The organism is Arthrobacter sp. C2, assembly GCA_024207135.1.
Lineage (GTDB): Bacteria > Actinomycetota > Actinomycetes > Actinomycetales > Micrococcaceae > Paeniglutamicibacter.
Window position 1 is genome coordinate 3,473,152 of sequence record CP042428.1, and the last position, 22,971, is coordinate 3,496,122.

Annotated in this window: 16 protein-coding genes; 9 read left to right on the top strand and 7 right to left on the bottom strand. The window is 69.0% G+C overall.

Going from position 1 to position 22,971, the window contains the following annotated elements; translation table 11 throughout:
• Positions 1–10 precede the first annotated feature (10 nt).
• From FPY90_RS16000 to FPY90_RS16015, 4 genes are all read left to right on the top strand, one after another.
• Positions 11–1,024, top strand: coding sequence for a phosphotransacetylase (locus FPY90_RS16000; protein WP_498682089.1), 1,014 nt, complete (start codon positions 11–13; stop codon positions 1,022–1,024).
• An 84-nt stretch (positions 1,025–1,108) separates the two neighbouring features.
• Positions 1,109–2,668: an APC family permease gene (locus FPY90_RS16005; RefSeq protein ID WP_083411204.1), complete on the top strand. Its 1,560-nt coding sequence runs from the start codon at positions 1,109–1,111 to the stop codon at positions 2,666–2,668.
• Positions 2,669–2,776: 108 nt separating this feature from the next.
• Complete coding sequence (locus tag FPY90_RS16010) at positions 2,777–3,853, top strand: YeiH family protein (protein WP_498682092.1); 1,077 nt, start codon at positions 2,777–2,779, stop codon at positions 3,851–3,853.
• A 178-nt stretch (positions 3,854–4,031) separates the two neighbouring features.
• Positions 4,032–5,495 carry a protein adenylyltransferase SelO gene (locus FPY90_RS16015; protein WP_498682093.1) on the top strand — a complete coding sequence of 488 codons (1,464 nt, stop codon included), beginning with the start codon at positions 4,032–4,034 and terminating at the stop codon, positions 5,493–5,495.
• Positions 5,496–6,002: 507 nt separating this feature from the next.
• On the opposite strand, the gene FPY90_RS16020 is transcribed toward FPY90_RS16015, so the two are convergent.
• From FPY90_RS16020 to FPY90_RS16035, 4 genes are all read right to left on the bottom strand, one after another.
• A complete protein-coding gene (locus FPY90_RS16020; protein WP_498682094.1) occupies positions 6,003–6,425 on the bottom strand; it encodes a DUF1801 domain-containing protein in 423 nt (140 codons plus the stop codon).
• Positions 6,426–6,536: 111 nt separating this feature from the next.
• On the bottom strand, positions 6,537–8,249 hold the full coding sequence (locus tag FPY90_RS16025; RefSeq protein ID WP_498682095.1) for a cobaltochelatase CobT-related protein: 1,713 nt from the start codon (positions 8,247–8,249) through the stop codon (positions 6,537–6,539).
• Between the two features lie 20 nt (positions 8,250–8,269).
• Complete coding sequence (locus tag FPY90_RS16030) at positions 8,270–9,256, bottom strand: AAA family ATPase (RefSeq protein ID WP_498682097.1); 987 nt, start codon at positions 9,254–9,256, stop codon at positions 8,270–8,272.
• Between the two features lie 5 nt (positions 9,257–9,261).
• Entirely contained in the window at positions 9,262–10,101 is an 840-nt protein-coding gene (locus tag FPY90_RS16035) for an IclR family transcriptional regulator (protein WP_498682100.1), read from the bottom strand.
• A gap of 191 nt (positions 10,102–10,292) precedes the next feature.
• Between FPY90_RS16035 and xsc the strand changes: the two genes are divergently transcribed.
• The 3 genes from xsc to FPY90_RS16050 all read left to right on the top strand — a co-directional run bounded on the left by xsc (position 10,293) and on the right by FPY90_RS16050 (position 15,347).
• Positions 10,293–12,098, top strand: a complete 1,806-nt coding sequence (gene xsc, locus FPY90_RS16040) for a sulfoacetaldehyde acetyltransferase (RefSeq protein WP_498682101.1) — start codon at positions 10,293–10,295, stop codon at positions 12,096–12,098.
• 170 nt (positions 12,099–12,268) lie between these two features.
• Positions 12,269–13,609 (top strand): NAD(P)/FAD-dependent oxidoreductase, encoded by a 1,341-nt coding sequence (locus FPY90_RS16045; RefSeq protein ID WP_498682104.1) that lies wholly within the window; start codon positions 12,269–12,271, stop codon positions 13,607–13,609.
• A 139-nt stretch (positions 13,610–13,748) separates the two neighbouring features.
• The gene (locus FPY90_RS16050; RefSeq protein WP_498682105.1) at positions 13,749–15,347 is read left to right on the top strand and encodes a sialidase family protein; all 1,599 of its coding nucleotides are present in this window, start codon (positions 13,749–13,751) and stop codon (positions 15,345–15,347) included.
• Here the strand turns inward: FPY90_RS16050 and FPY90_RS16055 are convergent.
• The 3 genes from FPY90_RS16055 to FPY90_RS16065 form a co-directional block, all read right to left on the bottom strand.
• Entirely contained in the window at positions 15,325–17,802 is a 2,478-nt protein-coding gene (locus FPY90_RS16055; RefSeq protein WP_498682107.1) for a TOTE conflict system archaeo-eukaryotic primase domain-containing protein, read from the bottom strand. The two genes, FPY90_RS16050 and FPY90_RS16055, sit on opposite strands and share 23 nt — an antisense overlap.
• A 60-nt stretch (positions 17,803–17,862) precedes the next feature.
• Complete coding sequence (locus FPY90_RS16060; RefSeq protein ID WP_498682109.1) at positions 17,863–19,653, bottom strand: flavin-containing monooxygenase; 1,791 nt, start codon at positions 19,651–19,653, stop codon at positions 17,863–17,865.
• A 97-nt stretch (positions 19,654–19,750) separates the two neighbouring features.
• Entirely contained in the window at positions 19,751–20,911 is a 1,161-nt protein-coding gene (locus FPY90_RS16065) for a helix-turn-helix domain-containing protein (RefSeq protein ID WP_071214748.1), read from the bottom strand.
• 155 nt (positions 20,912–21,066) lie between these two features.
• Here FPY90_RS16065 and FPY90_RS16070 point away from each other — a divergent pair, with 155 nt between their 5' ends.
• Positions 21,067–21,636 (top strand): histidine phosphatase family protein, encoded by a 570-nt coding sequence (locus tag FPY90_RS16070; protein ID WP_071214749.1) that lies wholly within the window; start codon positions 21,067–21,069, stop codon positions 21,634–21,636.
• 121 nt (positions 21,637–21,757) lie between these two features.
• A complete protein-coding gene (lhgO, locus tag FPY90_RS16075) occupies positions 21,758–22,957 on the top strand; it encodes an L-2-hydroxyglutarate dehydrogenase (protein ID WP_307580104.1) in 1,200 nt (399 codons plus the stop codon).
• Positions 22,958–22,971: the final 14 nt, after the last annotated feature.

A 22,971-nucleotide genomic window follows, 5' to 3' on the forward strand; every position in this document is an offset into this window, starting at 1 on the left:
AGCACGGCAGATGACCATTGCACCGGTGCGGCCCCAGGGGGTCGACGAAAACATGCTGGCCCGCTTCACCGCGGGCCACTGGGCCGGCCCTGCGGGCCGCATCATCCTGGCCGACGGGCACGACGCGCGGGCCGTCACCGCCGCCGGCGTGCTCAACGAGATCGGCCTGGAGGTCATCCTGGTCGGCGGGCGCGAGGGCATCAACGCCCGCGCGCTCACCGAGGGCGTCACACTCACCGATGCCACCACCGTCATGGACATCGCCGAGCTGAGGAACAGCGCCGCCGGCGACCACCTCGCCGGCATCGTCGCCAGGCTCGGGCCGGAGAAGACCGCCGGATGGATGGATGACCCGCTGTTCCTGGCCGTCGCGGCGGTCCCGGCGGGTATGGCGGCGGCAGCCGTCGCCGGTGCCACCCGGCCCACCTCCGAGGTCTTGCGTGCGGCCCTTCGGGTCGTGGGAACCCGCGAGGCCGGCGGCACCGTCTCCTCCTCGTTCCTGATGCGGCTGAACGACGGACGCTACGTGGGCTACGGAGACTGCGCGGTGATCCCCACCCCGGATTCCACCCAATTGGCGCACATCGCCACCGCCACCGCGCGCACCTTCGCCACGCTCACCGGGCAGGAACCGGCGGTCGCGATGCTCTCCTTCTCCACCGCCGGATCCGCCGAGCACGAGACCATCTCCACGGTCCGCACTGCCACGGCGCTGGCGCGGGAAGCCGAGCCGGCGCTGCAGATCGACGGGGAACTGCAATTCGATGCGGCGCTGCTCGAATCGGTGGCCGTCTCCAAGGCCCCGGGATCCACGGTGGCCGGGCACGCCAACGTCTTCATCTTCCCCAACCTGGCCGCCGGAAACATCGGGTACAAGATCACCCAACGCCTCGCCGGCGCCCAGGCCTACGGGCCGATCCTGCAGGGACTGGCCGCACCGATCAACGATTTGTCCCGCGGCGCAACCGTGGCGGACATCGTGAACGTTTCACTGATCAGCATGATGCAATCCCAGAAATCTTGACCCCGACAGGTCCGCCCGCCAGGGCGAACCGACAAACCCCCATCCATGGTGACGCAAGCGTCGCCGTGCAAGAACGAGGTTCAAATGAAAGCCACAACAGATAAGACGGTGACTAGTCCCATGGCATCGGCTTCGCCAGGTTTCGACGGCGGCCAGCCCGAGCGCATGGAAAAGACGCTCAAGGCCCACTGGGTCTGGGCCATTGCCCTGGGCTCCGCGGTGGGATGGGGAGCCTTCATCCTGCCCACCGACTGGCTGGCCATGGGTGGACCGCTCGGGGCGGTCTCCGGCTTCCTGATCGGTGGCGCATTGATGGTGCTCATCGCCGTCAGCTACGGGTTCCTGATCAAGTCGTTCCCCGTCTCCGGCGGCGAACTGGCCTTCGCGCTGGTCGGCTTCGGCCGCACCCATGCCTTCTTCTGCGGCTGGTTCCTGACCCTGGGGTACACCTGCATCGTGGCGCTGAACGCCTCGGCGCTGGCCCTGCTCTTCCGCAAGCTCATGCCAGACGTGGTGCAGCAGGGCTACCTCTACACCGTGGCCGGATGGGACGTCTACCTGGTGGAAGTCATCATCTCGATGGTGGCCCTGGCGGTCTTCGCCTACCTGAACATCCGCGGCACCGCACTGTCGGGCCGCATCCAGTTCATTGCCTGCGTGATCATGCTCGTCGCGGTCGCCTGCATCCTGGTGGCCGTCATCGCCAGCCCGCAGGTCGTCTTTTCCAACGCGCTTCCGGCATTCCCGGAGAATGTTAATCCTATCGCCGCGATAGCTGCGATCGTTGCGATTGCGCCCTGGGCCTTCATCGGATTCGACAACGTCCCGCAGGCCGCGGAGGAGTTCGACTTTCCTCCGGCCAAGGCCATGAAGTTGATTGTGCTGGCCCTGCTGGCAGCCGCCTTGCTCTACGCGGCCATGATTGCCGCGGTGGCGATGGCCGCACCCTGGGAGGCCCTGGTTGCCGGGGATTCGGCGTGGGGCACCGCGGATGCGTTGACCGGGGTGCTGGGCGGCTCGGGCCTGCTGCTGCTGACCATCGGAATCACCATGGGCGTGAGCACCGGCCTGAACGGCTTCTACGTCTCGGCCAGCCGCATCCTGTTGGGCATGGGCCGGGCCCAGATGGTCCCGAAGGTGTTCGCCCGGCTGCACCCCAAGTACAAGACCCCGTACGTCGGAGTCATCTTTGTTGGCGCCGTATGCCTGGTCAGCCCCTGGTTCGGCCGCGCAGCACTGACCTGGGTGGTGGACATGTCCGCGGTCGGAGTCACCGTCGCCTACCTCTACACCTGCCTGTGCGCGTTCAAGATCTTCCGTCCGACCAACTCCGTCGAGCGGGCGGGCGAGCTGGAAGGCACCCGCTCGACCTCCAAGAAGGTGCTCAGCGCGCTGGGCGCGGTCACGGCGCTGGTGTTCATGGCCCTGCTGCTGGTCCCGGGCTCGCCGGGCGTGCTGGGCAAGGAGTCCATGTCCGCACTGGCCGTCTGGACCCTGCTGGGCGTGGCGTTCTTCATGATGCGCCGCAAGCACAACAAGACCCTGTCCGACGAACAGGTCGACATCCTGGTCCTCGGCGCCCCGCGGCCGGAGGGTACCAAACTCAAGGCCCAGTCCGCCAGCGGTGCCTCGGCGGCAAACTGACGCCCGGAGCGAGACGGGGCACAATAGTAAACATATCCAGCGCGTGGTTCGTGGTGCGGCCGCAGGCCGCACCACGAGCGCGACTCTTTTCCAAGGAGCTTTCCCCTCATGGCCAACCAAACACACGAACCGGTGGTGCAGTCCAAGGGCCCGGGGTCCCCTCCCTCGGGCAAGACCCGCTCCTGGGTCGTGGCGCACTGGGCCGGACTGGCCGCCTGTGCCGTGGCCGTTCCGCTGTCCTTCGCGGTGCACCTGCTGTTCCCCTCCATCCCCGTGATGACCACCGCGGTGGTGCTCGGCGTGCTGTCGGCCAACATCCCGGGCCTGTCCACCCTGGTGGCCGGCCCGCTGCAGAAGGGCCTGGGATTCGCCGGGAAGAAGCTCATGCGCGTCGGCATCGTGCTGCTGGGCCTGAAACTGAGCATCGTGGATGTGCTGGACCTGGGGTGGTTGACCTTCGTGGTGGTCGTGGCGATCGTGCTGCTGGCGTTTGCCGGGACCTACCTGCTGGGCAAGGCGTTCAAGCTGCCCGGGGACCAGCCGTTGCTGGTCGCCACGGGCTTTTCCATCTGCGGTGCCTCGGCCATCGGCGCGATGAGCGCGGTGCGCCGCTCCAAGGACGAGGACACCGTGATCCCGGTGGCGCTGGTGACCCTGTGCGGCACCCTTGCCATTGCCGTGCTGCCGCTGCTGATGGTTCCGCTGGGGCTGGGCCCGGAGGCCTTCGGGCAGTGGGTCGGCGCCTCGGTCCATGACGTGGGCCAGGTCGTGGCCACCGCGCAGACCGCCGGCGCCTCCGCGCTGGCCATCGCCATCGTCATCAAGCTCACCCGCGTGCTGACCCTGGCCCCGATGGTTGCCGCCGCGGGCATCATCAGCCGCCGCTCCCAGGGGACCGGCTCCGCGCACGAGGGGTTGAAGCTGCCCCCGATCATTCCCGGGTTCATCATCGGGTTCGTGGCCCTGGTTGCAGTGCGCTCGATCTTCGACGTTCCGGCCGAGCTGCTGGACGCCGCCACGATCGTGCAGGACATCGTGCTGGCCGCGGCGCTCTTCGGTCTGGGTTCCGCGGTGCGGGTCCGCCAGCTCTTCGCCTCCAAGGGTGCCTCGATCCTCATGGCGCTGTGCGCCTGGGCGCTGATCGCCGGCCTGGGCTACGCGGGGGTCCTGCTGCTGCAGCTGTAGGGCAGGGGCCGCAAGAACAGTAGGGCTCCTCTGCCGGCACGGTCACCGGCGGACGAGCCCTTCCCTGTTTTTCGGTGTGGTGATGCGCCGGAGGCCAGGGGGCGTCTTCGGTGCCGTGGCAGTTGCCTGCTTCCGTCTTTCCCCGCGGACCGCACCATATCGAAGGTACGCTTGAAAGATGAGTGTCGACGCACAATCCACCGTTTTCCTGGACGGCCAATTTGCCCGTGAGTTTCCCGAACTGGCCGTTCCCTGGCAGGCGGAACAAGCTCCGGATCCGCAATTGGTCGTGCTCAACGAGCCGCTGGCCGCCGAGCTGGGCCTCGACCCCGAGTCCCTGGGCAATGCCGAAGGACTGGGGCTGCTGATCGGCACCGCGCTGCCCCATGGCGCCACTCCGGTGGCGCAGGGCTATGCCGGCCACCAGTTCGGCTCCTACTCGCCGCGCCTGGGCGATGGCCGGGCGCTGCTGCTCGGCGAGATCGCCGATGCCGAGGGCCGCCTGCGGGACCTCCACCTCAAGGGCTCGGGGCGCACGCCGTTTGCCCGCCGTGGTGACGGCCTGGCCACCCTCGGCCCGATGCTCCGTGAATACGTCATCAGCGAGGCGATGCACGCCCTGGGCATTCCCACCACGCGCTCCCTGGCCGTGGTGGCGACGGGACGGCCGGTGAGCCGCGAGACCATGCTGCCCGGAGCGGTGCTGACCAGGGTGGCAAGCAGCCACTTGCGGGTGGGAAGCTTCCAATATGCCCGGGCCATGGACGACGAGGACCTGCTGCGCCGACTGGCCGACCATGCGATGACACGCCACCATCCCGGGGCGGCGCAGGCGCAGAACCCCTATCTCGCCCTGTTCGAAGCGGTGGTCGCGGCCCAGGCGTCGCTGGTGGCCCAATGGATGCTGGCGGGTTTCATCCACGGGGTCATGAACACCGACAACATGACCATTTCGGGGGAGGGCATCGACTACGGGCCGTGCGCCTTCATGGACGTTTTCGATCCGGCCACGGTCTACAGCTCGATCGACGAAGCCGGGCGCTATGCCTACGGCAACCAGCCCCTCGTGGCCCAGTGGAACCTCGCCCGGCTCGCGGAGGCCCTCCTGCCGCTCTTCCACGAGGACCAGGACCACGCCGTTGCCATGGCCCAGGAATCCCTGGGCGCCTTCCACACCCGGTACAGCGCCGCGTGGCTGGCCGGAATGAAAACCAAGCTCGGCCTGGCCGAGGGCCTGGACGACGACTCGGCCACGTCACTCACCGGGGAATTGTTCACCCTCCTGCAGGAGACCCGCGTGGACTACACGTCCTTCTTCCGGAACCTGGGCACGGCCGCGCGGGGTGAGGCAGAGTTCGCGCGCTCCATGTTCCCCGATCCGGCCGCGCTCGACGCCTGGACGGAGCGCTGGCGGGCCCTGGAACCGGACGCTGACCTGATGGACCGGACCAACCCCATCTACATCCCGCGGAACCACCTCGTCGAGGAGGCGCTCGCCGCCGCCGTCGACGGCGACCAGGAGCCGCTCTCGCAGCTCTTGGTTGCGCTGACCGCACCCTTCCAGGAGCGCCCCGGCCTCGAGCGGTTCGCCGTCGCGGCCCCGGAAGGCTTCGGCCCCTACCGGACCTTCTGCGGAACCTGAGCCCGAAGGCGGGCCATGCAGATCCTGCCCCCCCGCCACGACTCAATGCCGTGGCGTCAGGCATTCCGCGGCGGATCCTGTTCTACGCCGGTTCCACCAGCGAGACCGGCGCGGACGCGCCGTGGCCGCACCGCGCGTCCGCGCCTGTGTGCACGCCAAAGCCCAATCGCGCCGGCGGCACGCCGTCGAGCCGGGCGCTTGCAAACCTGGCGGTTTCCCGGGTGTCGAAGCGGACCAAGGCAATGTGCAGCGGCCAGCCGGACGGGGTAGGCCACACCGGCTTGGACGGGAACAACTAAGGCAACGAGGACGCATGCACCCGCGGTTGAGGATGGGTCCACGCTCATGGCAGGACCACGCACCGGCGGCCCGTGAACAGTTCCGGTACCGAACGACGCGGCCAACATGGCGTTCCCCTTAACGACGTCCGAATGTCCCGGGCCAAGCTGCCGTCCCCGTGTTGTTTCGATCGTGCCACCATCGCGGCCGTTCGAGAACGTGCGGTGTTCAGGACCCCGGCGACATCGTCTCGGCGAGCGAGTGCTCCAGCAATTCGCGCAGCGCGCTGCGGTCCACCCCGCTCAAGCGGGTGAGGTACAGGCAGGCCTTGGACGAGCGGTGCGGCCCGAGCCTGTCCAGCAGCTCCGGCCAGCGTTGGGAGAAGTCGTCGACGAGGTAGATCGTGTGCTTCGTCGGTCCCGGCGCGAAGGCGAGCAGGGGGGAGCGTCCCGAGTGCCCGCTCGCGTAGCGGTACTCGTACTCTCCGAAGCCGATGATGCGACCGGCCCACACGACCGGCGTCTCGCCGCTGATCCCGCCGAGCATCGCGAGCAGTTCCTCGGCTTCGGCGCGCCGCGGCCCCGTGGCCCGGTCCAGCACCTGGGCGACCGGCAGGTCGGACGGCGACATTGCGGGCGGTTTCGCGGCCATGGTTCTCCTTGCGATGGTGCTGGGGAACCCAGCGTACCCCCGGTCAGGTGAAGCCCCCGCGGGGCACCGTGCGGCAGGGACAGGCAATCACACGTTGCAGCGCAGCCCGGATCAGCGCCCGGGACGCAGCGAGCGCTCGAGCAGGCCCAGCAGGTCGCGCACGGACTCGGAGCCGCCGAGCCGCCCGGCATCCAGGATGGTGCTGCGGCGGAAGTACTCGCTCATGTCCAGCCCCAGGCCCAGGCCCAGGATGGTCGTGGAGCCGGCGGCCTCGGCCCCGCGAAGCACTGCGGCCAAATCGTGCTGCAGGTAGTTTTCGTCGTTGGCGTTTGCCGTGGCGCCGTCCGCCGGGCTGCCGTCGGAAATGACCACCAGGATCCGGCGTTCCTGGCCTTGGGTTTCGAGCCGGCTCAGTGCCCAGCGCACAGCTTCCCCGTCGATGCCCTCGCGATACAGCGTGGACTTGAGCATCGCCGCCAGGCCCGGGCGCCCGGTGCGCCACGGGGTCGCGGCGTCCTTGAAGACCAGGTGGCTGAGCTCGTTGAGCCGCCCGGGATTTTCCGGGGTGCCGGAGCGGCGCCAGTCCTTCAACGCCCGCCCGCCGTTCCACGCGCCGGTGGTGTAGCCCAGGACCTCGCAGGGCACCTCGATGCGTTCCAGCGCCCGGACCAGCACGTCCAGGAAGGCGGCAAGCCCCTCGGCGTGCTGCTTCATCGACCCGGAGCAGTCAACCAGGAAGGTGATGGTTGCGGCGGCCACCGGCTCGAAGCGTTCGGTCTTGAACAGCCTGGACTCGGTGGGGGATGCAATCAACTGGCCCAGCCGGGAAGCATCGAGCAGGCCTTCCTCCGCGCCGGAATCGTGCCCGGAGCGCTCCGGGACGCAGAGCAGCCCCTGGAGCTTCTTGGCCAGCAGTGCCGTGTTCACCGCCTCCGTGTGCACCCGGGCGGCAATGCGTTCGCGGTAGCCGCGCAACAGGTCCTCCCGGACCAGATCCCGGGCCGCCGATTCCTTGTCATAGGCACGGGTGAAGACCGTGTAGCCGCCGGCCGCGGCCTCCAGCGTGCCGCTGGTTCCGGTGCCGGTTCTCCCGATCAGCGCGGCCTCCCGCTCGACGTCCACGAGCAGCGAAAACGCCGCCGCCTTGGACTCCTTCGGCGCCTTGCGGGTAGGTGCACGGGATTCCAGGGCCTGGACGGCGTCGGCGACAAGACGTGCAATCTCCAGCGCCGGCGGGGCGAAATCGGCCTGGCTGAGCTTGTTCCGGCGCAGGGCGGGAAGCAGCGGGCCCAGCACCGGGGACAGGTTCGCGCGGGTCGCCTCGATCATGTCCTCGGATTCCTCGACGACCGGCTCGGCGGTGATCCGCGAGCGGGTGACCTGCAGGATCGTGTACAGCAGCATGCCCAGCGACGTTTCGGCCAGGCCCGAGGCCAGGTATTCCTTGGACCATGCCTCGTGCCGGGCCCGCAGGTTGGAAACCACCCCGGGCAGGGTGGCCAGGGATTCGCAGCGGAATTGCTCGAGCACCTCGAAGACCAGTCGGGCGCTGGGATTCTCGGGCAGCAGGGCCAGATGCGCGGCGGTGTCCGAATGCAGGGTGCGCAGCGCCATCCCGTCGCTGGCGCCGCGGAAGGACTCGAACGCCGCGCCGGGGGAGGGCGGGTAGAGGTGCGGCGCGTTGAACGGCAGCACCGCGGTGCCGCGGTAGGGCCGGGAGCCAAGCAGCTCCAGATGCCGGTCGGCGCCCAGCGCGCGCAGGGACGCGGCGCACAGCTGGCGGATTTCCTGGGCGCGGCGTTCGGCGATTCCCGTGCTGTCCATGGCGTTGCGGCCGGCCTCCGCTAGGCCCCGGCCGGAACGAGCGCGTAGGACTCGTCGAGCTCGGTGGCCATGACGCGCTGGTAGTACTCGGAGATGATGAAGCGCTCGGCCTCGTCGCACTTGTTGATGAAGGAGAGCCGGAAGGCCAGCGCGGGATCGCGGAAGATGGAGATGTTCTCCGCCCAGGTGATCACGGTGCGCGGGGACATCAGGGTGGAGATGTCCCCGGCGGCAAAGCCGTCGCGGGTGAGGTTGGCGACCTGCACCATGGAGCGGATCAGGTCCGTTCCGGAGGGCTGCTGTGCCAGGTCCGGGACGCGGGCGGCAACGATGTCCACCTCGTCGGCCACCGGCAGGTAGTCCAGGGCCGCAACGATGTTCCAGCGGTCCAGTTGGGCGTGGTTCAACCGCTGCACCCCGTGGTACAGCCCGTTGAGGTTGCCCAGCCCGACGGTGTTGGCGGTGGCGAAGAGCCGGAAATGCGGGTGCGGGCGGATGACGCGGTTTTGGTCCGGCAGCGTGAAGCCGCCGTCGCGCTCCAGCAGCCGCTGGATGACGAACATGACATCGGGGCGCCCGGCATCGTATTCGTCGAAGACCAGGGCCATCGGCTGGACCATCGCCCAGGGCACCACTCCCTCCTGGAACCGGGTGGCCGGTGCCCCGTCCCGGACCACGACGGTGTCCTTGCCGACCAAATCCAGGCGGCTGATGTGGCCATCCAGGTTCACGCGCATCAGCGGCCAGTTCAGCCGGGCGGCGACCTGCTCGATGTGGGTGGATTTTCCGGTGCCGTGCAACCCCTGGACCATCACCCGGCTGTTGTGGGTGAACCCGGCCAGGATCGCCAGGGTGACGTCGGCGTTGAACCTGTAGGCCGGGTCGATGGGCGGGACGTGCTCGGTGGCCTCGAGGAACCGCGGCACGCGCAGCTCGCTGTCGATGCCGAATATCTCACGGACCGAAACCAGCTCCTGGGCCGCGAGCTCGGGTGTTTGGTGGTTCATCCGGGTCACCACCCTGCCGCGAGCGGCTCGGACTCGGGGGAGCCCAGATCCGCGTGGTCCTCGATGCGGGCGATGCTCTCGGCGGCCTGGCGCAGGGCCGGCAGCAAGGTGAGCAGGTCCGCGGAGCTCTTGCGCATCATCGGTGCCTGCACCGCGACGCAGAGGTTGGAACGGCCGGCGGGGTTGGGAACCAGCACGGCCAGGCAGACCAGCCCGTCCAGGAATTCCTGGCGGTCCTCGGCGTAGCCGTTGCGCCGGATCTGGGTCAGTTCGGCCTCGATCTGGGCCTTGTCGGTGAGCGTGTGCGCGGTGAAGCGCTGCAGCTTCCCGGTGGCCAGCACGCGTTCGCGCTGCGTGGGACCGAACTGGGAAAGGATCAGCTTTCCACTGGCGGAGCAGTGCACCGGCACCCGGGAGCCGGGCCCCAGGTGCACGCGCAGGGGCTCGTTGGTCTCGACGCGGTCCAGGTAGATGACCTCGTTGCCGGACAGTGCCGTGATGTTGCAGCTTTCGCCGATCTCGTCGACCAGTCCGCGCAGGATGGCGTGCCGGGTGCCGTGCCGGGTGTCGTTGAGCAGCACGTCCTCGGCCATGCGGCGCATGCGCGAACCGGTGCCGTAATGCCGGCCGTCGGACTGGCGGGTCAGCAGGTTGGCGCCCTCGAGCTGTTGCAGCATGCGGTGCAGGGTCGGTTTGGGAAGCCCCGTCTGGTCCACCAGGGATTGCAGGGTGAAGAGCTGGTCGCGGGTGGTGATCAGCTCCAGCAGTGCGAAGAGGCGCAGGGCCGGTGTTTCGCCCTGGACGGCACCCGCGGGCCCGAGATCCGGTTCCGTGAGATTTTCCATGATCGATCCAATCATCCGTTGTGCGAAGTTTCATTAAATCGTATCAGTACGAAGAATAAATGGAATAGGGGCTTGACGGATGTGAGCTGGATCGCATAGCTTTGTGAGCAATCCCGTTTATGGGAGCAGTTCGAATCATTTTTTGAGACTTTGCGTGATTGCGACGTCTTGATCCACGAAGGAGACTTGTAATGACTGAAAAGGCCACATCCCGCGAGGTCGTCAAGGGCGCGCAGAAGATGACGTCGTCGGAAGCCTTCGTTGAGACGCTGGTGTCCAACGACGTCACCGATATCTTCGGCATCATGGGCTCTGCCTTCATGGACGCCATGGACATCTTCGCCCCGGCCGGCATCCGCCTGGTTCCGGTCGTCCACGAACAGGGCGCCGCCCACATGGCCGACGGCTATGCACGTGCCTCCGGCCGCCACGGCGTGGTCATCGGCCAGAACGGCCCGGGCATCTCCAACTGCGTCACCGGCATCGCCGCCGCCTACTGGGCCCACAGCCCGGTCGTGATCATCACCCCGGAAGCCGGAACCAACACCATCGGCCTGGGCGGATTCCAGGAAGCCAACCAGCTGCCGATGTTCCAGGAGTTCACCAAGTACCAGGGCCACGTGACCCACCCGAACCGCATGGCCGAATTCACCGCCCGCTGCTTCGACCGCGCGATGAGCGAAAACGGCCCGACCCAGCTGAACATCCCGCGCGACTACTTCTACGGCGAATCCATCACCGAGATCCCGGCCCCGCGCCGCGTGGACCGCGGCGCCGGCGGCACCAAGTCCCTCGACGAGGCCATCGAGCTGCTCAAGATCGCCAAGAACCCGGTCATCGTTTCCGGCGGCGGCGTGGTCATGGCCGATGGCGTCGAGGAAGCCAAGGCCCTGGCCGAGCGCCTCGGCGCACCGGTGGTCAACAGCTACCAGCACAACGACTCCTTCCCCGCCAGCCACCCGCTCTGGGCCGGCCCGCTGGGCTACCAGGGCTCCAAGGCCGGCATGAAGCTGATCTCCGAGGCCGACGTCGTCATCGCCCTGGGCACCCGGCTTGGCCCGTTCGGCACCCTGCCGCAGTACGGCCAGGCCTACTGGCCCACCGAGGCCAAGATCATCCAGATCGACGCGGACCACACCAAGCTCGGACTGGTCAAGAAGATCTCCGTGGGCATCACCGGCGACGCCAAGGCCGTGGCCATCGAACTGGTCAAGCGACTCGAGGGCACCGAGCTCGCCTCGGACGCCACCAAGGCCGAGCGCGCCGCGAACATCAAGGCCGAGAAGGACGCCTGGGAGCAGGAGCTCTCCGGGTGGACCCACGAGAAGGACGAGTACTCCCTCGACGTCATCGAGGAGGCCAAGGGCGAGGAAGGCAACTGGCTGCACCCGCGCCAGGTGCTGCGCGAACTGGAAAACGCCATGCCGGAAGACGTCATGATCTCCACCGACATCGGCAACATCAACTCCGTGGCCCACAGCTACCTGCGCTTCGAAAAGCCGCGCAGCTTCTTCGCCCCCATGTCCTTCGGCAACTGCGGCTACGCGCTGCCGACCATCATCGGCGCCAAGGCCGCGGCCCCGCACCGCCCGGCCATCGCCTACGCCGGCGACGGCGCCTGGGCCATGAGCATGGGCGAGGTCCTCACCGCTGTGCGCCACGACCTGCCGGTCACCGCGGTCGTCTTCCGCAACCGCCAATGGGGCGCCGAGAAGAAGAACCAGGTCGAGTTCTACAACCGCCGCTTCATCGCCGGCGAGCTGGACAACGGCGAGTCCTTCGCCGAGATGGCCCGTTCCATGGGTGCCGAGGGCATCGTCGTGGACAAGCTGGAGAACGTCGGTGCCGCCCTCAAGGAAGCCCTGAACGCCCAGATGGTCGACGGCAAGACCACCGTCATCGAGGTCATGTGCACCCGCGAGCTGGGCGACCCGTTCCGCCGCGACGCCCTGTCCACCCCGGTCCGCCACCTGGAGAAGTACAAGGACTACGTCTAAACCCGGAACGCATCCCCGGGCAGCAATGAGTGGGGGGAGGGCAAGGCAGGCGGCACCGCGGTGCCCGCTGGCCCGGCCTTCCCCCCATTGCATCCCACAAACATCTACTTCCGCCGCCGCACCACGAGGTGCCGCAGCGACGCGAGAGTGCACAAGGATTGGAGCGAACAATGAGCAATACGCAGACGCCGGAAAACGTGGTCGTCATCGGTGCGGGCATGGTGGGACTCGCCACCGCCTGGTACCTCCAGGAACGCGGTGTCAACGTCACCGTGGTGGACCGCGACGGCGTCGCCGCCGGGTCCTCATGGGGCAACGCCGGCTGGCTGACCCCCGCCCTCACGCTGCCGCTGAGCGAACCCTCGGTGCTCACCTACGGGCTCAAGACCATGTTCGATCCCGCCTCCCCGCTGTACATCCCGCTCTCGGCCAAGCCCTCGCTGATCCGCTTCCTGCTCGGCTTCGCCCGGCACTGCACCCCGGGGAAATGGCGCGAGGCCATGGCCGTGTTCAGCGAGATCGGCGCCACCGGCCTGGACGCCTTCGACGAGATCTCCGAGGCCAACGCCGTCACCCGGATCGGCCGGGACCAGGCCGCCGTCGGCGGCGGAGCCTCCGGAAGCGGCGGCGGAACCACGACCCTGGGCACCGGCGTTTCCGAACCCACCAAGCCGGCCGAACCCTTCCTGACCGGCTTCAAGAGCCTCAAGGACCGCGACGGGCTGCTGCACGAGTTCGAGGGCATCCGCGCCTCCGGCGGCCAGGTCGAATTCGACCTGCTGGACGCCGCGGACATCCGTGCCATGGAACCCACCCTCGGCGACGGCGTCAAGGCCGGTGTCGCGATCCACCACCAGCGCTTCATCAACCCGCCCAAGTTCATGGACTCCCTTGCCGACTCGGTCATCGCCCGCGGCGGACGGATCACCACCGACTTCGAGGTCGCCGACATCCGCGAACACGCCCACGGCGTGGAGGTCGTCGACGTCCACGGACGCACCCAGGGAGCCGATGCGGTGGTCATCGCCACCGGCGCCTGGCTGGGCAAGCTCGCGCGGAAATTCGGCGTCAAGCGCGTGGTCCAGGCCGGACGCGGCTACTCCTTCACCGTGGTTCCCGAGGTCATGCCGACCCACCCGATCTATTTCCCCGCCCAGCGCGTGGCCTGCACCCCGCTGGGCGACAGGTTCCGGGTGGCAGGCACCATGGAGTTCCGCGATGCCGACCACCCGCTGGAGCCCAAGCGCATCGAGGCCATCGTCGCCGCGGCCTCCCCGCTGTTCACCGGCATCAATTGGGAGGACCGCCAGGAGGAATGGGTCGGCTCCCGGCCCTGCACCACCGACGGGCTGCCGCTGATCGGGGCCACCCGCTCGAACCGCGTGCATGTGGCCGGCGGCCACGGCATGTGGGGCGTGGCGCTGGGCCCGCTGACCGGCAAGATGCTCGCCGCCTCGATCACCGGGGAGTCGACCCCGGCGATCATGCGGCACTTCAACCCGTTGCGCTGAGTCGCCGCCCGGCGCAACGACACCGGGGGCGTGGTGCGGAACCCGGAAAGGTCCGCGCCACGCCCCGGCTCATGTTCTGCCCCGTAACGCAGCATGCGCCGACTTGGTGCGGACGGCGGGACGGCGGTAGAGATGGGGGATGCCCCATGACGATTCCCCGTTCTCCCACCAGGTCCTGGCAGCCCGCGGCGCCGGCGGCCACCGCCAATACCGGATCCCCGCGCTGGCGGTGTCCACGCGCGGAACGGTGCTGGCCGCCTACGACGGGCGCCCCAACCTCGATGACCTGCCCAACACCATCGACCTGCTGCTGCGCCGCAGCTTCGACAACGGGACGAGCTGGGAGGCCCAGCGCGAAATCCGCACCGGCAGCGGGCTGCAGGGCTTCGGGGATCCCAGCCTGCTGGTGGACAAGGCCACCGGGAGGATCTTCTGCTTCCACGCCGCCGGCACCCATGCCGGGTTCTTTGAGGCCGTTGAGGGCCTGGAGCCCGAGGACGCGGTGCAGCACGTGGATGTGTCCTTCTCGGATGACGACGGGGAATCCTGGAGCCACCGGCGGCTGACCGGGGCGCTCAAGCGCGAGGGCATCACCGGGATCTTCGCCGCGGCCGGGGCCGGGATCCAGCTCGAACACGGGCCGTGGGCCGGGCGCCTGGTCCAGCAAATGGTCATCCTGCTGCACGGGAACATCCGCGCCGCCTCCGCCTACTCGGATGACCACGGCGAGACCTGGACTCTCGGGCAGGCCACCGCCACCGAGGCCAACGAGAACAAGGTCGTCGAGCTGCCCGGCGGGCGGGTGCTGCTGAATTCCCGGGCCCGCGGCGCCCGGATGCAGGCCATCTCCACCGACGGCGGGCACAGCTACGGGCCGCTGGAGGAAGTGCCAAGCCTGCCGGATCCCAGCGACAACGGCAGCATCCTGCGGCTTCCGGAACCGGGAGCGGGCCCGGGGCTGCTGCTGGCCACCAACAACCGGGACGCAGACCTGCGCCGCAACACCGTGCTGAGCATGTCCCGGGACGAGGGCGCCAGCTGGCGCCCGGTCGCTGCGATCCGCCGCGGATCCAGTGCCTACTCCACCGCGGCGCTGCTGCCCGACGGGTCGCTCGGGGTTCTCTACGAGGACAACGGGTACAGCGAGATCGTCTTTGCCCGGCTGGCCGCGGAGCACCTGGCTCCTGCCGCCCTGGACGCGGCAGCCGAGGCGTACCTCGATGACGACGGCGGGGACTTCTGCCTGGTGCTGCGCTCGATCACCCCGGGACGCCCCGCCTCCTGGCGCAGCGTCGGGGAATCCCACACCATCTCCGCGGCGCCCGCGCAGTGGGGCGTGCACACCTGGAAGGAGATCGGGCAGGGCTACGGGGACGGGGACCAGGTCCTGGGCACCCGCGAGGCCCAGGACGTGAACTACGGGCCCGGCGCACCTGGGTTGCGGGCCGGGGACATCCTGGCTTTCACCGGGCGCTTCCGTAACCCGTCCGGCCACACCGTCGAAGCGGTGCTGGAGGGAAACTTCGACGGGGACGTGGCCGCAGCCTTCCCGGCCGCGGCGGTGGGGCCCGGGGAATCGGCCCTGTATTTCACCCCCGCCTACACCGTCACCGATGCCGACGTGGCCCGCGGGCACGCAACGGTGCGCTGCGCCGTGCATGCCGGCGGGCAAACCTGGGAACGTGGTTTCCGGGCTGACACCGCCACCGGCGCCGTCAGGGAGCTGGACGCGGGGTAGCGGCCGTCACCGGCTCGAACCCCAGCTCCCGGTACCCGGCCGAACGCTTGTCGTAGGCCCTGGCGATCACCGGGGTGCGGACATCGACATAGTCGTGCACCACGGCATCGGCCTTGCCCGGGTACGGGCGGGTGACGCGTCCGGCGTACTGCAGGAGCCTGCCGCGGAAGGAAATCGGGGCCGCCAGAAAGAGCGTGTCCAGGCGCGGGCAGTCGAAGCCCTCGCCGATCAGCGACCCGGTGCCCAGCACCAGCAGCGGTTCGTCCGCCGGCGCGGAATTGATCCGCTCCATGGCTGCGCGGCGTGCCCCGGCCTTGAGCGAGCCGGTGAGCTCGACCGGATCCAGGCCAGCGGCGCGCAGCGATTCGGAAATCAGCTGCAGGTGCCGTTTCCAGGTCGAAAGCACCAGGACCTGCCTGCCCTGTGCGTGCGCCTCGATGATGTCGCCGGCGACCTGGGCCACGCGGGCCGGATCCTCGATGAGGATCTTGTGGATTTGCGTGATGCCGCCCGGCGAGCTCGGATCGATGTCCCCGTCGTACTCGAAGGCGGTCTCGTGCAGCCGTAGTTGCAGTGCCGGGGCCGGATACTCGGCGGCGCTTTGCGGCAATTCCCCGTGGCGTGGTGCGGTGAACTCGTGGGTGAAGCTGCCGAGCTGGTGGAAGATCAGCTCTTCCAGCCCGTCGCGCCGGTACGGGGTGGCGGTGAGCCCGAGCCAGCAGCGGGCAGGGATCTGGTTCATGACCTGGCTGAACGCGGCGGCGGGGACGTGGTGGCACTCGTCGACGACCACGAACCCATACCCGGCGGCCAGCTCGGCGACGTTCTTGCGCCGCGCCAGCGTGGGCAGCAGCGCCACGTCGATCCGCCCGGTGGTCTTGGATTTCCCGCCGCCGATCTGCCCGGACTTCTCGCCCAGGAACCTCAGGATCTCCCCGCGCCACTGGTCCGCCAGCGTCTTGCGGTCCACCAGCACCAGCGTGGAGACGGACTTGGCCGCGATCAGGGCGCAGGCCATGACGGTCTTGCCGCTGCCGGGGGCCGCCACCAGCACGCCGTGGGTGCGATTCGCCAGCGCCTTGAAGGCCCGCTCCTGCTCGGGGTGCAGGGTTGCGGTGAACGCGAAGTCCTGGGGCTGGCCGCCCACGCGCTCGTCGGTGAGCGCCAGGCGGCTGCCGGCGGTTTCCACCAGCTTCTCGAGCATCGGCAGCAGCCCGCGTGGCAGGATGAGGTCGCCCTCGAGGCTCTCGTCGTAGCTGGCCAGGAAGCGCGGGATGCCCCAGGTGGAGCGGCGCTGGCGCTGGCGCTCGTAGAAGTCGGGGTTGGGCAGGGCCGCGGCGTGCTTCAGTGCGGTGACCATGGCCGGGCCCAGGTCGGTGGAGCGCAGGGTGATGCGTGCACCGATGACCGCTTGGACAATGGGCGCCGGGCGCGGGGAGATCTTGGAGGAGGCCGGGACCTCCAAACGGGTCTTGCGCCCGGTGGCCGGCGGCGGCAGGGAGCGCAGCAGTTTCTTCAGTTCCCCGGGGCTCACCCGGCCCAGCCCCGAGAGGTAGGCCCACTGGTCTCCGAAGGGTTCGAGGGTCGCGGGATCCAGGAAGAGCGTGGTGCCGTGCATCCGGCGCCGCCCCGAAAGCGGGGCGGCGATCAGGTTTCCCATGCCCTTGCCGGTGTGCCGGTCCTGGGAGGGGAAGAGCCGGTCGTAGCTGCGCAGCGACATCGAGCCGCGGATGCCCATGGCCTCGTGCAGCAGCGACGTGGCCAGGGCCCGGGCCGCCTCGGCCGGGACGAAGTGGGTGAAGAAGATCCACACGTGGGCCCCGCGCCCGGATTGCGAGACTTCCAGTGCGGCGGGGATGCCCCGGAAGCGGGCGGCCTTGAGATAGGCCAGGGCATCGAGCATCGCGGCCGCACCGTCGAAGTCGGCGGCCACGAAGGCGCAGCTGTCGGCCTCGGTGAGTGGGTAGAGCCCGATGTGCTGCCGGCCCCGGAGGTGGGCCTCGACCTCGGCGGGGGTGAGCCGGGTGTAGTTCGTGTTGTCCCGGTCCATCCACTTGCGCCAGCCGCCGGGAACCGCCGGCACCCAGCCGGCCTTTCCCTCCGCGGCATTCTCCCAGCGCAGCGCAAAGACGTCGGTCCGGGTGCGGAACAGGTCCATATAGAAGGCGATCTTCTCGGCCTCCGGGGAGGCGGCGGTCACCGGGCCGGGCGCCGCCAGCGCAAGCTGCCCCTGGTCCGGGGCGGCGGCCCGGGCCTCGGAGGCGCCCAAGTCAAGCAGCTTGCGCAGCCGTTTGTTGTCGATGCGCAGCGCCTCGAGCTCGCGCTGCACGGCGCTGGCAACCGCCTCGGCGCTGGCCACGTCTTCGACCTCCGGGTGGGCGGGCGCCATCGCGGCGATCGCTTCGTCATCCAGGGGAAGCTGCGTCTGGGCAGGATCGTGGCGTGCGGGACTCACACCACCATTGTGCCCCGAAGCCCCGACAATACGCCGGAATTCGGGGCACGGCGGCCGCCGTCAGGAGGCGTGGTGGGTTTCGGCCAGCGCGTAGACCGGGGTGTCGATGCCCTCGAAGCGGGCCTTGAGCTGCAGCGCCAGGTACTTGGAATAGTGCCGGGACTGGTGCAGGTTCCCTCCGTGGAACCACAGGTTCTCCTGCTGGGTCGGCTTCCACATGTTCCGCAGCTCGCCCTGCCACGGACCGGGGTCCTTGGTGGTGTCAGAGCCCAGGCCCCAGCACTTGCCCACGGCGTCGGCGACGTCCTGGGAGATGAGCTTGGCGGCCCAGCCGTTCATGGACCCGTAGCCGGTCGCGTAGATGACCGCGTCCGCAGGGAGCACCGTGCCGTCGTCGAGCACCACCGAGTCCTCGGTCAGCTGCGCCACGTCGCCGTGTGCCAGGGCGATGGACCCGTCGGCGACCAGCTCCGAGGCGCCGATGTTGATGTAGTAGCCCGAGCCGCGGCGCAGGTATTTGAGGAACAACCCGGAGTCGTCGTCGCCGAAGTCCAGGTCGAACCCGGCGTCGGCGAGCCCCTGGTAGAAGTCCGCGTCGTCGGCGCGGATCTTCTCGAAGGCCGGGCGGTGGAATTCGGGCAGCACCTTGTACGGGATGGAGGCGAAGATCAGGTCCGCGGTCTCGTGGTCGATGCCGTTGGCCAGCGCCTCCTCCGAGTACAGCGGGCCGAGCACGGTGTTCATCAGGGACTCGGAGCGCACGATGTGGGTGCTGGAGCGTTGCACCATCACGGGCCTGGCACCGTTCTGCACCAGGTCCGCACAGATGTCGTGGGCGGAGTTGTTGGCGCCGATGACCACCACGTCCTTGCCGCGGTACGCCTCGCCGCCCAGGTGGGTCGAGGAATGATTCTGTTCCCCGGCGAAGACATCCCGGCCCTCGAAGGAGGGGATGTTGGGGATCCCGGACATGCCGGTGGCGATGACCACGTGCGCGGGGTGGAGCGTGTGCGCCTTCCCCTCGCGGGTCAGCTGCACCGTCCAGCTGCCGGTGTCCGGGTCGTGGGTGGCGGAGGTGGCCTCGGTGTTGGACCAATAGTCCAGTTCCATCAGCCGGGTGTAGTGCTCCAGCCAGTCGCCCATCTTGTCCTTGGGGGTGAACACCGGCCAGTGGTCGGGGAACGGGATGTAGGGCATGTGGTCATACCAGACGGGGTCGTGCAGGCACAGCGAGTGGTAGCGCGAGCGCCACTGGTCGCCCGGGCGCGGGTGCTTGTCGATGACCAGCGCCGGGACGCCCAGGCGCTTGAGGCGCGCCGCCAGCCCGATGCCTCCCTGCCCGCCGCCGATGACCAGCACGTAGGGCTGTTCGGTGATGCCGAATTCGGCCTCGCGGCGGGTGCGCTTGTCCAGCCAGTTCTCCGAGGACATTTCGCTGCCGTGCTCGGCCCCGCGTTCGCGCAGCGCCCCCGCGGGTTCCGGGAAGTCGCGCAGTCCCTGGGCGGTGGAGAGCAGCGTCCAGCATTTTCCCTCGCGCAGCCGCAACAGCCCCTTGCCGTCGATGGACTTGTTGGTGAAGGTGTACCAGGCCTCGACCACGCCGTCGCCCTCGGTGGCGGAGGCCAGGGCGAGGTTCCGCGGCCAGGCGTCGGGCCCGACCCCGTCCAGCATGTCCTTGATTTCCCCGCGGCCCTCGGAGGTGTGCAGGTTCCAGGTCAGCGCGGACAGGTCCCGCCAGTAGGATTCCTCGCCGAAGAGGGCCGCGGCCGCTTCGGTGTTGCCCGCTCCCAGGGCGCGTTCCAGTTCCCCGAGCCATTGTTCCGCCGCGGCGCCGGCGTTCACTTCAGTCATGTCCTTCTCCTTCGAAAGCGTGTTGCGATGGAGACGATGCTATGAGCTGGGTCACAGTGCCGCGAGGGTTGCAGAAGGTTGCAATGCCCGCCGCGGTTCAGGGGCGGAAGTCCGCCGGCAGGCCCAGGCGGTAGGGCCGGGACTCGACCAGCCCGCCGAGCCGGGCGCGCAGCCTCGACAGCTCGGCGCGCACCGTGACGGTGGTGGTGGTCCCGGGCAGCCGTTCCATGAGTGCGTGGGCGTCAAGTCCCTCGGGGTTGGCCACCAGCAGCGCCAGGATCTGCCCGTGCCGCTCGCTGAGCCGGATCTCGGTCCGCTGCCCGTCCTGGATGATGGCGGCCACCGGCACGGGGGCCGGGGAGAATTCCAGCCGGGCGTCGGACGCACGGTCGCCACCGTGCAGCAGCCAGCCCCCGGGGACCTCTTCGGCCACCACCGCACCGAGCTCGGGCACCCACGCCCCGCCGGCGCACAGGCCGCCCGGAAGCCGCAGGCGGTTCCCCACCCCGAAGCCCGCCGCATGCGCCACCCAGCCCTGCGCATCGACCAGCACGTGCCGGCCGGAAGGGACGGGAACCGAGCCGGCCAGCAGGTGCAGCGCGCCCTCGTGCCGCGCCGCCAGCAGGCCGGTGGCCTCCCGCGCCGTCGCGCTGACCAGCGCCAGGGTGTGCGGGTGGGCGGTGCGGTAGGAGCCGGAGAGCGTGATGGCGCCAAGCACCTGGCCGGAGCGTTCCTCGATGATCGGGGCGCTGGTGCACACCCAGGTGTGCTGTTCCTCGCGGGCGTGCTCCGGGCCAAAGATCTGCACCGGGGTGCGTTCGGCCATGGCGGCGCCCAGCCCGTTGGTGCCGACGTCGGTTTCCCGCCAGCGCGCGCCGGCGACGAATCCGATGTCCTCGCTGCGCCGGCGGATGGGGGAGGGCCCGGCAACCCACAGGACGTAGCCCTCGTCGTCGCTGATGACCAGCTCGTTGCCGGCATCCGCCGCCAGGGGCAGCAGGCGGTCCTCGAGCATCGGCACCAGGCCGGAAAGCACCGCCGCGCGTTCCCTGCGGTCCCCGATCCCCGCCGAACCCAGCGGCCGGACGGCAGGGTTCTTCAGCGACTGCCGCTGCCAGGACCTGGCCACCACGGGGCGCACCGGTGCGGGGATGGCCTCGGTGCTGGCCCACGCCCGGTACAGGGGCACCAGCGAGCGTGCCTTGGCCGCCGGGTCCTCGAATGCGGCCAGTGCGGCTTCCAGCCGTTGCACCTTCATGTCTCCCGCCTCTCGCCCATTAGAGGATCGCACGGAAGCTCAATCCGCGGAAGGGGCGGGTGCATGCCCCTGCCCTCCGTGTCGCACCCGGGGGACGGCTGCCCTGCTTCGTCACAAGGTGGGCGGCGGAGAGCGGGAACCGGGAGAATGAAAGCATGAAACTTGGATTCATTCGCCATGGACAGACCAACTGGAACGCCGAAGGCCGCCTGCAGGGCTCCAGCGACATCCCGCTCAACGACGTCGGACGCCAGCAGGCCCGTGACGCCGTGGCGGTGCTTGGCGCCGGAACGTGGGACGCCATCGTCAGCTCCCCGCTCTCCCGGGCGCGTGAAACGGCCGAAATCATCGCCGCCGGCCTGGGCATCGAACTTGGCCGCAGCTATGACGAACTCATCGAGCGCGACTACAGCCAGGCCGAGGGCATGACGGACGAGGAATGGGAAAAGCTCTGGCCCAACAAGGTCGGCGGCGGCATCGAGGCCCTGGACTCAGTGGTCGCCCGCGGAAGAGCGGCGATCGAGAAGATCGCCGCGGACCTCCCGGGCAGGAACGTCGCGGTGGTGTGCCACGGGACGATCATCCGCTACACGCTCTCCGCGCTCGCCGGATGCACGTTCGACAGCATCCTCAACGGCTCGGTCTCGCTGCTGGACAACGACGAGGGACCCTGGAAGGTGCGCAGCGTCAACGGGCAGGCCGTGGACACCCCGCTCATCCGGTAGCCGGGTGGATGGCGTCGTCCCCGAGGAGCCATACCCATCCCGGCGGTGTCGTGAGACGATGCGAAGGTCCCCTGGGGTTTTTGGGGACACCACCATTTGTGCGCAGGGAGGGCGGAAAATCATGGTCGAACGCATCGGGATCGTTGGCGCCGGGATCGTGGGCCTGGCCATCGCCCAGGCGCTGTCCCGCACGGGGGACTTCGACGTGACGGTGCTGGAGAAGGAATCCCGTGTGGCCATGCACCAAACCGGCCACAACTCCGGGGTCGTGCACGCCGGGCTGTACTACCAACCCGGCTCGCTCAAGGCCGAACTCTGCGCCAAGGGGCGGGCGATGACCCGCGAATACTGCCAGGAGCATTCCCTTCCGTACCGCGAGGCCGGGAAACTCGTGGTGGCCCTGAATGCCGAAGAGGTCCCGCGGCTCGAGGAGATCCAGCGGCGCTCCGCCCTGAACGCGGTCCCCGGTCTGGCTCGCGTTTCCATGGCGCGGCTGCGCGAGATCGAGCCGCATGCGGCGGGGGTCGCCGCGTTGCATTCCCCGCATACCGCGGTCGTCGACTATGCGGTGATTGCCGAAACCATGGCCCACCAGGTGCGGCGGGCCGGCGGCAGGGTGCTGCTTAACCAAAAGGTCCAGGCCGTTGAATCCTCGCCCGGCAGCTGCCGCGTTTCAACCTCCGGCACCACCCACGTCTTCGACCGGATGGTGGTCTGCGCCGGCCTGCATTCGGATGTCGTCGCCAAGCTGGTCGGGGCCTCGGACTCGCCACGGATACTGCCGTTCCGCGGCGAGTACTGGTCCCTGGCCCCCGAGCGCAACGACCTGGTCAAGGGCATGATCTACCCGGTTCCGGACCCCGCATTCCCGTTCCTCGGGGTCCACTTCACCCGCGGGGTCTATGGCGAAACGCATGTGGGGCCCAACGCCGTACCGGCACTGGCCCGGGAGGGGTATTCGTGGGGCAGGATCTCGGTCCGCGACACCGTCGAATCCCTGCGGTGGCCCGGGGCCGGAGCCCTGGCCAAGGCCCACTGGAAAATGGGTGGAAAGGAAATTGCCGCGTCGCTCTTCAAGCCGCTGTATTTCAAGGCTGCCCAGGCCTTCATCCCGGAGCTGCTGCCCTCTGACCTGCGGCACAAGACCACCGCGGGAGTTCGCGCCCAGGCATGGTCCAGGGACGGTTCCCTGCTTGATGACTTTGCCGTGGACCAGGTCGGGCCGGTCACGCTGCTGCGCAACGCGCCCTCGCCGGCGGCAACCTCGGCCATGGCCATTGCCGAACACATCCTGGCGAACCACCTGGGAATCCGGACCTAGCTCCGCCGCGGTTC

What these genes read in the sequence shown, in the direction of transcription:
- FPY90_RS16000 (WP_498682089.1), top strand. Translation starts at nt 11, where the DNA reads ATGACCATTGCACCGGTGCGGCCCCAGGGGGTCGACGAAAACATGCTG.
- FPY90_RS16005 (WP_083411204.1), top strand. Translation starts at nt 1,109, where the DNA reads ATGAAAGCCACAACAGATAAGACGGTGACTAGTCCCATGGCATCGGCT.
- FPY90_RS16010 (WP_498682092.1), top strand. Translation starts at nt 2,777, where the DNA reads ATGGCCAACCAAACACACGAACCGGTGGTGCAGTCCAAGGGCCCGGGG.
- FPY90_RS16015 (WP_498682093.1), top strand. Translation starts at nt 4,032, where the DNA reads ATGAGTGTCGACGCACAATCCACCGTTTTCCTGGACGGCCAATTTGCC.
- FPY90_RS16020 (WP_498682094.1), bottom strand. Translation starts at nt 6,425, where the DNA reads ATGGCCGCGAAACCGCCCGCAATGTCGCCGTCCGACCTGCCGGTCGCC.
- FPY90_RS16025 (WP_498682095.1), bottom strand. Translation starts at nt 8,249, where the DNA reads ATGGACAGCACGGGAATCGCCGAACGCCGCGCCCAGGAAATCCGCCAG.
- FPY90_RS16030 (WP_498682097.1), bottom strand. Translation starts at nt 9,256, where the DNA reads ATGAACCACCAAACACCCGAGCTCGCGGCCCAGGAGCTGGTTTCGGTC.
- FPY90_RS16035 (WP_498682100.1), bottom strand. Translation starts at nt 10,101, where the DNA reads ATGGAAAATCTCACGGAACCGGATCTCGGGCCCGCGGGTGCCGTCCAG.
- xsc (WP_498682101.1), top strand. Translation starts at nt 10,293, where the DNA reads ATGACTGAAAAGGCCACATCCCGCGAGGTCGTCAAGGGCGCGCAGAAG.
- FPY90_RS16045 (WP_498682104.1), top strand. Translation starts at nt 12,269, where the DNA reads ATGAGCAATACGCAGACGCCGGAAAACGTGGTCGTCATCGGTGCGGGC.
- FPY90_RS16050 (WP_498682105.1), top strand. Translation starts at nt 13,749, where the DNA reads ATGCCCCATGACGATTCCCCGTTCTCCCACCAGGTCCTGGCAGCCCGC.
- FPY90_RS16060 (WP_498682109.1), bottom strand. Translation starts at nt 19,653, where the DNA reads ATGACTGAAGTGAACGCCGGCGCCGCGGCGGAACAATGGCTCGGGGAA.
- FPY90_RS16065 (WP_071214748.1), bottom strand. Translation starts at nt 20,911, where the DNA reads ATGAAGGTGCAACGGCTGGAAGCCGCACTGGCCGCATTCGAGGACCCG.
- FPY90_RS16070 (WP_071214749.1), top strand. Translation starts at nt 21,067, where the DNA reads ATGAAACTTGGATTCATTCGCCATGGACAGACCAACTGGAACGCCGAA.
- lhgO (WP_307580104.1), top strand. Translation starts at nt 21,758, where the DNA reads ATGGTCGAACGCATCGGGATCGTTGGCGCCGGGATCGTGGGCCTGGCC.